Below are 12567 nucleotides of genomic sequence, written 5' to 3' on the forward strand. Positions count from 1 at the left end.
AGCCAACAGGTAACCATCGACGTGCAAGAAACCCCGGCAGCATGTCAAGACGCTTTCGCCGAACTGGCGTCGCCAGCGTGCATCCACGACCCGTATGCCTTCATGCGGTGGCTACGCGAGCACGATCCGGTGCATCGCGCGGCGTCGGGCCTTTTTCTGTTGAGCCGCCACGCCGACATCTCCTGGGCGTTCGAGGCCACGGGCGATGCGTTTCGGGGACCGGCGCCGGGCGAACTGGCGCGCTATTTCCCGCGTGCGGCGAGAAGCGTGTCGCTCAATCTGCTGGCGTCCACGCTTGCGATGAAGGACCCACCGACGCATACGCGTCTGCGCCGGCTGATCTCGCGCGATTTCACCATGCGCCAGATCGACAACCTGCGGCCGAGCATCGCGCGCATCGTCGCAGCGCGACTGGACGGCATGGCGCCCGCGCTGGAGCGCGGGGAGGCGGTGGACCTGCATCGGGAATTCGCGCTGACGTTGCCCATGCTGGTCTTCGCCGAACTCTTTGGTATGGCCCAGGACGACATTTTCGGGCTCGCCACCGGCATCGGCGGCATTCTGGAAGGCCTGAGCCCGCACGCCAGCGATCCCCAGCTCGCCGCGGCGGACGCGGCCAGCGCCAGAGTGCAGGCCTACTTCAGCGAACTCATACAGTGCAGGCGCACCAATCCCCGCCACGACATCGTGTCGATGCTGGTCGGCGCACATGACGATAATGCCGACAGGCTGTCGGATGCGGAGTTGATCAGCATGCTTTGGGGCATGCTCCTGGGCGGCTTCACCACCACTGCTGCGAGCATCGACCATGCCGTCCTGGCGATGCTGGCGTATCCCGAACAGCGGCACTGGCTGCAGGCAGACGCCGCGGGGGTGAGGGCATTCGTCGAAGAAGTCTTGCGCTGCGACGCTCCCGCCATGTTCAGCTCCATCCCACGTATCGCCCAGCGCGACATCGAACTGGGCGGCGTGGTGATTCCGAAGAACTCGGACGTGCGCGTGCTGATCGCGTCCGGCAATCGCGACCCGGACGCCTTCGCCGATCCCGATCGCTTCGATCCCGCGCGGTTCTACGGCACCAGTCCAGGCATGTCGACCGACGGGAAGATCATGCTGAGCTTCGGCCACGGCATTCACTTCTGCCTCGGTGCGCAACTGGCCCGGGTGCAGCTGGCCGAGAGCCTGCCGCGGATCCAGGCCCGCTTCCCCTCGCTGGCATTGGCCGAGCAGCCGACCCGGGAGCCCTCGGCGTTCCTTCGGACGTTCCGCGCGCTGCCGGTGCGGCTGCATGCCCCGGGGAGCTGAGATGCGCGTCATGATCGACCAGGAGCTGTGCGGAACCAGCGGTCAGTGCGTGCTGACGCTGCCGGGCACCTTTCGCCAGCGCGAACCGGACGGCGTGGCCGAAGTGTGCATGGCGACGGTCCCGCAGGCGCTGCAGGCCGCCGTGAGGCTCGCGGCGAACCAGTGCCCGGTCGCCGCCATTCGGGTCATCGAAAGCGACGCTGGCGATGGCGAGCGCGCCAGCGCCGACCCTGTGCCTTCTCCAGCGGAGGCCGAGCGGCATGCCGCGAAAGACCAACACAATCTAGGGCGATACATGGGACGGTTTGAAAGCAAAGTGGCCGTGGTGACCGGCGCCGGCGCCGGCATCGGCAAGGCATGCGCCCTCGCCATCGCGCGCGAGGGCGGCAGAGTGGTGGTGGCCGACATTGATGGATCGGCGGCTATCGCTTGCACCGCGCAGATCGCGGCCGAAGCGGGCCACGCGCTCGCCGTGGCGATCGACATCGCCGATGAGCAGGCCGTGGCGGCGCTGTTCGAGACGGCGGAGCGGCACTTCGGTGGGGTCGACCTGCTGGTGAACAACGCGAGCGCGATGCATCTGACCCCGCGCGACCGCGCGATCCTCGAGCTGGACCTGGCGGTCTGGGATCAGACCATGGCGACCAATCTGCGTGGCACGCTGCTCTGCTGCCGGCAGGCCATCCCACGGATGATCGCCCGCGGAGGTGGCGCGATCGTCAACATGTCGTCGTGCCAGGGGCTCAGCGGTGACACCGCGCTGACATCCTACGCCGCGTCGAAGGCGGCGATGAACATGCTGTCGGCCTCGCTCGCCACCCAGTACGGTCATGCGCAGATCCGCTGCAATGCGGTTGCGCCCGGTCTCATTATGACCGAGCGTCTCCTCGCCAAGCTGGACGCGTACATGCAAACCGATCTGCGCCGGCACCAGCTCCTGCCGCGCGTCGGCCGCCCCAACGACGTGGCCGCGCTGGTGGCATTCCTGCTCTCCGACGATGCTGCGTTCATCACCGGCCAGGTCGTGTGCATCGACGGCGGCATGCTGGCGCATGTGCCGACGTACGCCGACGGTGGCAACAGCCGCGCCGCGCGGCCTTCCGGCGAGACCGCCGAAGCGGACGCGTCGCCGGGCTGCTGATGGACATACTGTTCAACCCGCTGAATCGTCGGCATCGGCTGCGGCACGACATCCCGGTCGTGCCCGGTGCTTTCCCCTTGGTCGGGCATCTTCCCGCCGTCGTCTGCGACCTGCCACGCCTGTTGCGGCGCGCGGAACGGACGCTGGGCAGCCACTTCTGGCTGGATTTCGGCCCTGCCGGACACCTGATGACCAGTCTGGATCCGGATGCTCTCGCACTGCTCCGGCACAAGGACGTGTCCTCGGCGCTGATCGAAGACATCGCGCCCGAATTGTTTGGCGGAACGTTGGTCGCCCAGGACGGCATCGCGCACCGGCAGGCGCGCGATGCAATCCAGGCGGCGCTTCTGCCAAAGGGGCTGACCCAGGCCGGCATCGGCGAGCTGTTCGCGCCCGTCATCCGGGCGCGCGTGCAGAGGTGGCGCGACCGGGGCGACGTCACCATCCTGCGCGAAACCGGCGATCTGATGCTCAAGCTCATCTTCAGTCTCATGGGAATCCCCGCGCACGACCTGCCGGGATGGCATCGCAAGTACCGGCAACTGCTGCAGTTGATCGTCGCGCCCCCGGTCGACCTGCCCGGACTGCCCTTGCGGCGCGGCCGCGCCGCCCGCGACTGGATCGATGCGCAGTTGCGCCAGTTTGTCCGCGACGCGCGCGCGCATGCCGCGCGCACCGGCTTGATCAACGACATGGTGAGGGCCTTCGATCGCAGCGACGATGCGCTCTCCGATGACGTCCTGGTCGCCAATATCCGCTTGCTGCTGCTTGGTGGTCACGACACCACCGCCTCGACGATGGCCTGGATGGTGATCGAGCTGGCGCGGCAGCCTGGGCTGTGGGACGCCCTGGTCGAGGACGCGCAACGTGTGGGCGCGGTGCCGACCCGGCACGCGGACCTGGCGCAGTGTCCGGTCGCCGAGGCGCTGTTCCGCGAGACGCTGCGCGTGCATCCGGCGACGCCGCTCCTGGTGCGTCGCGCACTGCGTGAATTGCGACTCGGCCAACGGCGCATTCCCGCCGGCACCGATCTGTGCATCCCGCTGTTGCATTTCTCGACCTCGGCGCTGCTGCACGAGGCGCCTGATCAGTTTCGGCTGGCGCGGTGGCTGCAACGCACCGAGCCGATCCGGCCGGTGGACATGCTGCAGTTCGGTACCGGCCCACACGTCTGCATGGGCTACCACCTGGCATGGCTGGAACTGGTACAGTTCTGTATCGCCTTGGCGCTGACCATGCACGAGGCTGGGGTGCGGCCGCGGTTGCTGAGCGGCGTCGAAAAAGGCCGGCGCTATTACCCGACCGCACATCCGTCCATGACTATCCGCATCGGATTCTCATGAGCTGGCATCGCATGCCCCGTGTGGTGAGGCAGCGGCGCCGGCGACGGGCGGCATTGCTGCACTCGGCGCGCGCGCTCGGTGCGAGGCCGGCAACACAGCGGCGGCTCGCCGCTCGCCATGGCGGTCTCCTGGCAGGTACAAAGGACATGAACAACATGCAGACCGGTTCCACGCCACACGACGACCGAGCTGGCGTTTCCGCGAACGGCGGATTGGGCGCGCAGGCGCGCGGCGCATCCGGTAGGCTGCTGCCCGAGATCTGGATGCAGGACGGCGCAAAGCGGGTCGAACAGGCGCTGGCGCGTCTTCTCTGCGCCGAAGACGACGGTGAGACCGAGCTGATGGCGGCGATGCGCTACGCCACCTTGCATGGCGGCAAGCGCACGCGCGCCTTGCTCTGTTTGGCTGCCGGCGCACTGGCCGACACGCCGGCGCACATACTCGATGACGTCGGTGCCGCCATCGAGATGATGCACGCCTGTACGTTGGTCCACGACGATCTGCCCGCGATGGACGACGACGTGCTTCGCCGCGGCCTTCCGACCGTGCACGTCAAGTTCGGCGAAGCCACCGCGATCCTGGTCGGCGATGCGCTGCAGGCGCACGCCTTCCTGACGCTGGCGAGCTTGGATGCGCCGGGCGACAACCGTGTCGCGCTCGTGCGCGAACTGGCGCAGGCGGTGTCCGCCGAGGGGGCCGCGGGCGGGCAGGCCATGGATCTGTCGCTGGTTGGAAAGCACGTCGAGCTGGACAGGATCCTGGTGATGCACCGGATGAAGTGCGGAGCGCTAGTGCGCGCATCCGTTCGCATGGGCGCGCTATGCGCCATCGCGGAGGATGCCGCGCACGCTACGCTGTACTGTGCGCTCGATCGCTACAGCGCCTGTTTCGGCCTGGCGTTGCAGGTGATCGACGACATTCTCGACGCGACAGCGGATACCGCGACGCTGGGCAAGACCCCCGGCAAGGACGCGGCGGCGCGGAAGCCGACCTGCGCGTCGATCATGGGACTGCAGGCAGCGCGCCAGTTCGTGCCGGATCTCTTGCGCGACGCCGGGGAGGCCGTCGCCCCGTTGGGGCCGCGTGCGGAACGGTTGGCGCAGATCCTGCAGCGGGCCAACGCGTATCTGTTCAAGCACGCGCCATGCGCATGAGCGCGCCCGTCCGCATGGCCCCTGTGCTGCTGCGATCGGCCGGCGGCAGCGGTGCATGCTGCACTGTGTCCGAGTCCGCGGCGCCGATCGCAGCGGTTGCCCAGCACGGCCGCAACGGGCCTGCGGCGACGTGCGCGGCGTCTGCCCGATCCTGGTTCCCGTCAACCGTCTGCAGAAGGAACATCCCGCGTGAACGCGCTGTCTGAACAGATCCTTTCCGAATTGCGCCACCTGCTGAGCGACATGCGCGATGGCGGCAGCGTCGGTCCATCCGTCTACGACACGGCGCGAACTCTGCAGTTCCACGGCAACGTCACTGGTCGGCAGGACGCATACGCGTGGCTCATCGCGCAGCAACAGGCCGATGGCGGATGGGGAAGCGCAGACTTCCCGCTGTTCCGTCATGCGCCGACATGGGCGGCGTTGCTGGCATTGCAGCGCGTCGACTCTCTTCCCGGCGCTGCCGACGCTGTCCAGGCTGCAACGCGGTTCCTCCAGCGCCAGCCCGATCCCTATGCGCATGCGGTGCCGGACGACGCGCCGATCGGCGCGGAGCTGATCCTGCCGCGGTTTTGCGACGAGGCCGCATCCTTGCCGGGCGGCGAGGCGTTTCCGCGCCACCCGGCGCTGTTGCCGTTGCGGCAAGCGCGGGTCAAGTTGGGAGCCGCGGCGACGTTGCCGAGCGGCCATCCGTTGCTGCACTCCTGGGAAGCCTGGGGGACGTCGCCGACCACCGCATGGCCTGATGATGACGGCAGCATCGGCATCAGTCCGGCAGCCACCGCCGCGTGGCGTGCGCACGCCGTGACACAGGGGAGCACGCAGCAGGTCGGGCGCGCCGACGCGTATCTGCAGGCGGCATCGCGAGCGACGCGCAGCGGCATCGAAGGTGTCGTTCCCAACGTCTGGCCGATCAATGTGTTCGAGCCATGCTGGTCGCTGTACACCTTGCATCTGGCCGGTCTGTTCGCGCATCCCGCGCTCGCCGGGGCGGTGCGCGTGATCGTCGCGCAGCTCGACGCCCGCCTGGGCGTGCGCGGTCTGGGCCCGGCCGTGCACTTCGCGGCCGATGCGGACGACACCGCCGTTGCGTTGTGCGTCCTGCGCCTTGCAGGCCGCGACCGGGAGGTCGATGCGTTGCGCCATTTCGAAATCGGCGAGCTGTTCGTCACCTTCCCCGGCGAGCGCAATGCCTCGGTGTCGACCAACATCCATGCCCTGCATGCGTTGCGACTGTTGGGAAAGCCCGCCGCCGGCACCAGCGCCTACGTCGAGGCCAATCGCAACCCGCACGGTCTCTGGGACAACGAAAAATGGCACGTTTCGTGGCTGTATCCCACCGCGCATGCGGTCGCAGCGCTGGCGCAAGGCAAGCCTCGGTGGCGCGACGAGCGCGCGCTGGCGGCGCTGCTGGAGGCGCAGCGCGACGACGGCGGTTGGGGCGCCGGTCGCGCGTCCACATTCGAGGAAACTGCCTATGCGCTGTTCGCGTTGCACGTGCTGGACGGGAGCGAAGAGCCGACAGGGCGGCGGCGCATTTCGCAGGCGGTGGCGCGTGCGCTGGACTGGATGCTCGCCTGCCATGCGGCGCATGCATTGCCGCAGACTCCGCTGTGGATCGGCAAGGAACTGTATTGCCCCACCCGGGTCGTGCGCGTGGCCGAACTCGCCGGGTTGTGGCTAGCGCTTGGTTGGGGGCGGCGCGTCCTGGCCGAGGGATCAGGAGCGGCGCCGTGATTCAGACCGAACGCGCGCTGCAGCAGGTGCTGGAGTGGGGGCGTTCCCTGACCGGGTTCGCCGATGAGCACGCCGTGGAAGCGGTCAGGGGCGGCCAGTACATCCTGCAGCGCATCCACCCGAGCCTGCAGGACATCAGCGCCCGCACCGGCCGCGATCCGCAGGATGAAACGCTGACCGTGGCGTTCTATCGCGAACTGGCGCTGCTGTTCTGGCTCGACGATTGCAACGACCTTGGCCTGATCGCGCCGGAGCAGCTCGCCGCGGTGGAGCAGGCACTGGGGCAGGGCGTGCCGTGCGCGCTCCCCGGATTCGAGGGCTGCGCTGTGCTGCGCGCTTCGCTGGCATCGCTCGCCTACGATCGTCGCGACTATGCTCAGCTTCTCGACGATACCCGGTGCTACTGCGCGGCGCTGCGCGCCGGACACGCGCAGGCGGTGGGGGCGGAACGCTGGTCCTACGCCGAGTACCTGCACAACGGCATCGATTCGATCGCCTACGCGAACGTGTTCTGTTGCCTGTCGTTGCTGTGGGGACTGGACATGGCGACCTTGCGCGCGCGTCCGGCGTTTCGCCAGGTCCTGCAGCTCATCTCCGCGATAGGGCGCCTGCAGAACGATCTGCATGGACGCGACATGGACAGCTCGGCCGGCGAGGCCGACAACGCGGCGATCCTGCTGCTGCAGCGCTATCCGGCTATGCCCGTGGTGGAGTTCCTCAACGACGAGCTGGCCGGCCATACGCGCATGCTGGATCGGGTGATAGCGAAAGAACGCTTTCCCGCACCCTGGGGACCGTTGATCGAGGCCATGGCGGCCATCCGCGCGCAGTACTACCAGACCTCGACCAGCCGCTACCGCACCGACGCTGCGGGAGGAGGCTAACGTGCGCCGGCCTGAACGCGCGGGAGGCGGCGGCGCGCGCGCTGCCGTCGGTCCGACCGACGCAACACCGTCGCCCGATGCGACGGATGCCCTCCTTGTCCACGGTGTAATACGCAGTAGCAGAGAGTCCTCGGGAAGCGGATAGTTGGTCTGTGGATTGCCGATGAAAGGGGCTGCCATCGCTCATCGCGAAATCCCAGAGATGCAGCTTCGGCAGCAGCAGAACTCCGCTTACGTTCTTGTGCGCGCTGCGGTTGGATGCGCGCAATACGCGTTGACGATAGATCTTCGATATATTCGTCCGAAGTCAACGTCAGCAGCGCAACGCCTGCCGCATTCAGGCCGCTGGGATGGTCCCCGCCTCAGAACAGGAGCCGGACCGATGTCTCAAACCCTTGCCTGCGCCAACGCATGGACCTCGCCACCACCCTCATGGTCTGCGTCCTTATCTTCCGCACCGGCATGGGCGGATACGGCGTCATGCCGGCGGCCGAATACGACGGCGATCCGGCCGCCGTGATTTGCGAGTTCGATCCTTTCCAATGACGAAGGGGCGCTGCAGATCGCTGGCCGGTGAACGGAGGTCCGTTAGGATTTCCGCTCCCCGTCGCCACCGTTTGTCGCTATGCTGTCGGTTGCGCCGTGGTGGTGGTGGAAGGCGCGACCGTCAGACCTTTATCTCACGGAGACCACCGCCATGATCATCTTTGGACCACTGCTTGTCCTCGTTGGCATCGGCTTTTTCTGCTAGCTGCTGTTCACGCTCGCTGTTTTCGCGCTGCCCTTCTTCGTTGGCCTGACGATCGGCATTTGGGCCTTCCACACCGGCGCCGGCGCGCTTGGCGGCACAGTAGCAGGGCTCATGGCGGGCGGTGCAACCATTGGCATTGCTCAACTCGCGCTCGCCTTCGTACAATGGACTTGGCTTCGACTCTTGATCACCTCATCTATGTCGCGCCTGCTACAGTCGCCGGTTACAGCGCTACGCACGGAATCGCCCAGATGGGGATATCTTCACCCGCGTGGCAGACGGGTTTCGCGGTCGTCGGGGCTGTTGCCGCTAGCATCACGGCCTTGGTTCGCTTCACCGGGATGGCCGTAGACGAACCAGCAAGACAACGCGTGGCGCGGGGCTGACGTCAGCACTGGGGCGGGCCCGGCAGGAACCTAGTCAGGCCGGACATCACGACCGCTTCGAAGCTTTATCGGCGATCGCTGTGGACGCAGACACAATCAGCATCATGGGACGCTCCAGTTCTTCGGCCAACTGCGGCATCTGCTGAATCTGCTCGCGTGTCGGGGCAAACTCCTCGACCCGCCAAATTTGAAAGCCCGCGCTAATCAGCGTGTTCAGGGTAGTGCCAAGCGTCCTATGGTATTTCAGAACGTCCTTGGCGAACCAGTCCGTCCGACGTTCACCCTCGACGGAATATCGATTGACCGGCCAGGTTTTGCGGCCCTCCTCATCGGAAATCCAGTGCGGATGTGCCGCTGCCATGAAGATCGGATGCTCAATCGGAAAGACGAAATGCCCATCAGGAACCAGCGCCTTGCGGATCACATGTACGAGGCGGTCAAAATCCTGAACATAGTGAAAGGTCAGTGCGCTGTAGGCGAGGTCGAAAGCCATCTCACGTAGGTCCAGTGTGTCGAGATCGGCGATGCGATACTCGATGGCGGTGTCCGCCGTGTGCGCCCTGGCACGCCCGATCATGTTCTGCGACAGATCGAGACCAAGAACCGAGGCCGCACCCTGCTCGCGCATCCAGCGCGAGGCCCAGCCGAAGCCACATCCCAGATCGACGACACGTTTCCCGCCCAGATCGGGCAGCATGGCCCGGATCGCGGGCCATTCAGGAGCGCCGTCCAGTCCATGCACCTGCCAGAGCAACTGGCTGTAGCCAGCGAAGAAATCGGGATCGTCGTAAATATTCTGCGCATGTCTGCTTGCTACTCGGCTTTTCGCTCTGCCTCGGACGGTTCCAGCAGATCCAAGCAGAATTGTCGCAGTGGGCTACGACGCGTCATGAGCCTACTCGAATCAAGCTGCACCAAAGGCATCTTGAATCGGCGGGCTTCTCGCGCCGAACACGAAAAACCCCAGCATGAAGGCCGGGGCTCCCGTGATGCCACGGCGTACATCCGGCCGCGGCAACCAGGCGACAGTTAGCACGCGGTTTTCGAAGAAAATGTGACCTTCGCGTCGTCGTTCTTGAATGTCGGCCCATTTCAAGGTGCTTGTACTCGCACGACGATAACGCCGGGCATTGTCTTTCTGTCCAAGACCCACGACCAGGCGAGATAATGGATTCCTTGCCACTTCGCGCAGAGACTTGCCGCAGGGTCGTTGATTGATTTAGATGAGAAGGTGTTTTTTCTTTTTGGAGCAAAATGACGTGGCGTTAGGTACTGTTAAGTGGTTCAACCCGACGAAAGGCTATGGATTCATTGCGCCGGAAGATGGTGGCAAAGATGTTTTCGTGCACATTTCGGCGGTAGAGAAGGCCGGCTATACCTCGCTCGTTGAAGGCGCGAAGGTCAGCTACGAGGTGGTGACGAACCGGAGCGGCAAACAAGCCGCAGAAAATCTCCGCCTAGGATGAGGCGGAGCTCGACGTGCTGGCATTCTTCGAGCTAGCATTACAGTCGCAGTTTTCGTCTGCGGTGGGCGCGGCGAGCTTCGGCCTGGTGGGCTCGGCGCCAGAGCGACCATGCGAGAACTCGGGCGATCGAGATGCGCCGTTGAGCGAGCTTGATAGCGATACGACGGATTTCCTGGATCGACCAGCGGATCAGGAACGATGTTTGGTGCGCCGACGTCGCGTTCTTTTGAGTGCTGGCTCAGCATTGGCTCGATGACGGATAACGGCCATCATGGCGAAGGCAAGCATGACGAGTGAGACATGGCGATGCCAGCCATGCCAGGAGCGGGTTTCGTTGTGATCAAGGCCGAGCTCGTTCTTGGCGGTTTCGAAACTGTCCTCGATGGCCCAGCGATGGCCTTCCACCGATACCAGCTTCTGCATGGACGTGCCCTTGGGGCACCATGTGGAGAAAAAAGCCACGCTGCTGTCGGCGATGTTGCGGCGGATCAGAGACCCCGCGTCCATTCCCCGGCAAACTCAACGTTGTATTGACTGACATCGAGATCGGCCAACGCGAGATAGGCCCGGTCGTGCCAGCGCGGACCTTTGGTCCCTGCGCCGGACGACAGGCGGCGCCAGGCCTTCTTGGGAAGGCTCTGCGCGATCGCGGCGGCGGTGCCGGCGACAGGCTGCTGCTTGCCCCAGGAACGGAACACGTGCTTGGACGCAACGCCCAGAACATAGCCTTTGCCCGCCTTGCGCAGCAGGGTTTCGATCTCTCCGGTGCCGTACACGCTGTCCGCCGCCACGAAGGAGAACGGCACCTTGGCGGCGATCGCGCGAGCAATTACGCGACGCGCGATCTGGGCTTCGTCGCAAAGTCCACATCGCTTGGTACATGCGCGGCTTTGAGGCGAGCGGGTTCCTCCGTCCATTCCTTTGGCAGATAGAGCGCGCGATCGATGAAGGCATGGCCATGCCGCGACACATAGGAGGCGAACACTCCGATCTGGCAGTTGGTGATCTTGCCCGCCGAGCCAGTGTACTGGCGTGCGACCCCGCACGAGGCCTTGCCCTGTTTCAAGAAGCCGGTCTCATCGATGACCAGAACGGCGTCCTCATCGCCGAGCGTTTCCAGCGCGTACTCACGCACAATGTCGCGTAACGCGTTGGCATGCCACTGCCCTCGGCCCAGGATCGCCTGCTGGCGCCACGGGCCTGTATCGCCGGCCGCTTCCGCCCGCATCCAACCCATCTTGCGCTGTTCGTTGCCGAACAGTCCGTCGAGAAACTGCCCCGCCGAGGCCGCGACCCGCTCCTGCGTAAACAGCGGATCGATGCGTTGCTTGGCCTCTCGCAACGAGGAAGCCCACAGCGTCAGCGTATCTTCAACCGACGCGTCACCAATCATCAGATCCCGAATCATGGTCACCCATGGATTCAGAGCTCACCGCAAATAGCAACTGTAATGCTAGGGTCTGTAACTAATTATCTTCCCCTCGCCCCGAGTTGATTCGGCCGGCGGGACTTCGATGCGGAGAGGGCTGTTCTGTCTGCAATGACAGGCAGCGGGCTCGGATGAAGCCGCATCTGCCAACGAACCAGACCGGGCCGGCGCGAAGACGATCGACGCCTCATCAGCGGTATCATTCACATGCTTCAGTGCGGCGCGCGCTGGCGCGATTGCCCGCCCGACTATGGTCCTTACACGACGATCTACAATCGTTTCAATCGCTGGTCCAAGCGCGGACATTGGCAGGCGATCTTTGAAGCGCTCGCGCGCGGCGGCAAGGACGAGGTGACTTTGTCGATCGACTCCACATCGATCAAGGCGCATCGCTCGGCGAGCGGCGGAAAAGGGGGGAGCATGAACAGGCGATCGGCGGCTCGCGCGGCAGGCGGACCACGAAAATCCACGCGCTGAGCGACCCCGATTGCAGACCTTGCGCATTTCATCTCACTCCGGGTCAAGACGCAGATATTGCCGCAGCGCCGGCCCTTTTGGAACTCGCGCCGCCCATGTCTACCCTCATTGGCGACTAAACCTACGACGGCGACGGCTTTCGAGCCGAAATCCTCAATCGCGGCGCGAAGCCCGTCATTCCAAACAAATCCAACAGGGTCCTCCACAGCTTCAGCAAACGTGCCTATAAGGGACGCAACGTTATCGAGCGCTGCTTCTGCCGGCTTAAAGATTTCAGGCGTGTCGCAACTCGCTACGACAAACTCGCCAGAAACTTCTTGGCTGCCGTCACCACCTCGCCGCCGTCGTCGCCTATTGGATCAATTGAGACTGGACCCCTAGCTCGTCTTCAGGGCTTGAACCTCACGCAGCGTGAGGTTGTAATCTCATACCGAAGGTTGCGACCAAATGCCAAATTGAAGCCGGAGCGGAATGGGTTGTTTGTGAAGGCCGGA

Annotated in this window: 10 protein-coding genes and 4 pseudogenes; 11 read left to right on the forward strand and 3 right to left on the reverse strand. The window is 65.0% G+C overall.

Features of this window, described 5'->3' with window-relative positions; all coding sequences use genetic code 11:
* The first annotated feature begins 15 nt into the window (after positions 1-15).
* The 9 genes and pseudogenes from AC24YW_RS36300 (at position 16) to AC24YW_RS36340 (ending at position 8701) form a co-directional block, all read left to right on the forward strand.
* Complete coding sequence (locus AC24YW_RS36300) at positions 16-1305, forward strand: cytochrome P450 (protein ID WP_487487189.1); 1290 nt, start codon at positions 16-18, stop codon at positions 1303-1305.
* Between the two features lies 1 nt (position 1306).
* Positions 1307-1594: pseudogene (locus AC24YW_RS36305) on the forward strand (ferredoxin); the annotation flags it as partial.
* Positions 1595-1600: 6 nt separating this feature from the next.
* Positions 1601-2446 (forward strand): SDR family oxidoreductase, encoded by an 846-nt coding sequence (locus AC24YW_RS36310; protein ID WP_487487190.1) that lies wholly within the window; start codon positions 1601-1603, stop codon positions 2444-2446.
* Positions 2446-3789 carry a cytochrome P450 gene (locus tag AC24YW_RS36315; protein ID WP_487487174.1) on the forward strand — a complete coding sequence of 448 codons (1344 nt, stop codon included), beginning with the start codon at positions 2446-2448 and terminating at the stop codon, positions 3787-3789. Before AC24YW_RS36310 ends, AC24YW_RS36315 begins: the two co-directional genes overlap by 1 nt.
* A gap of 155 nt (positions 3790-3944) precedes the next feature.
* Positions 3945-4943, forward strand: a complete 999-nt coding sequence (locus AC24YW_RS36320) for a polyprenyl synthetase family protein (protein WP_487487191.1) — start codon at positions 3945-3947, stop codon at positions 4941-4943.
* Positions 4944-5132: 189 nt separating this feature from the next.
* The gene (locus AC24YW_RS36325; protein ID WP_487487175.1) at positions 5133-6680 is read left to right on the forward strand and encodes a hypothetical protein; all 1548 of its coding nucleotides are present in this window, start codon (positions 5133-5135) and stop codon (positions 6678-6680) included.
* Positions 6677-7564, forward strand: coding sequence for a terpene synthase family protein (locus tag AC24YW_RS36330; protein WP_487487176.1), 888 nt, complete (start codon positions 6677-6679; stop codon positions 7562-7564). Before AC24YW_RS36325 ends, AC24YW_RS36330 begins: the two co-directional genes overlap by 4 nt.
* Positions 7565-7975: 411 nt before the next feature.
* Entirely contained in the window at positions 7976-8110 is a 135-nt protein-coding gene (locus AC24YW_RS36335) for a hypothetical protein (protein WP_487487177.1), read from the forward strand.
* Between the two features lie 205 nt (positions 8111-8315).
* Positions 8316-8701 (forward strand): annotated as a pseudogene (locus AC24YW_RS36340) (hypothetical protein).
* Positions 8702-8747: 46 nt separating this feature from the next.
* Here the strand turns inward: AC24YW_RS36340 and AC24YW_RS36345 are convergent.
* On the reverse strand, positions 8748-9398 hold the full coding sequence (locus tag AC24YW_RS36345) for a class I SAM-dependent methyltransferase (RefSeq protein WP_487487178.1): 651 nt from the start codon (positions 9396-9398) through the stop codon (positions 8748-8750).
* Between the two features lie 207 nt (positions 9399-9605).
* Entirely contained in the window at positions 9606-9797 is a 192-nt protein-coding gene (locus tag AC24YW_RS36350; RefSeq protein ID WP_487487179.1) for a hypothetical protein, read from the reverse strand.
* Between the two features lie 163 nt (positions 9798-9960).
* Here AC24YW_RS36350 and AC24YW_RS36355 point away from each other — a divergent pair, with 163 nt between their 5' ends.
* On the forward strand, positions 9961-10167 hold the full coding sequence (locus AC24YW_RS36355; RefSeq protein WP_487487180.1) for a cold-shock protein: 207 nt from the start codon (positions 9961-9963) through the stop codon (positions 10165-10167).
* 189 nt (positions 10168-10356) lie between these two features.
* On the opposite strand, the pseudogene AC24YW_RS36360 reads toward AC24YW_RS36355, so the two are convergent.
* Positions 10357-11575: pseudogene (locus AC24YW_RS36360) on the reverse strand (IS701 family transposase).
* A 152-nt stretch (positions 11576-11727) separates the two neighbouring features.
* Between AC24YW_RS36360 and AC24YW_RS36365 the strand changes: the two are divergent.
* A pseudogene (locus AC24YW_RS36365) lies at positions 11728-12440 on the forward strand (IS5 family transposase).
* The last annotated feature ends 127 nt before the right edge of the window (positions 12441-12567 follow it).

Source organism: Bradyrhizobium sp. USDA3516 (assembly GCF_057651995.1).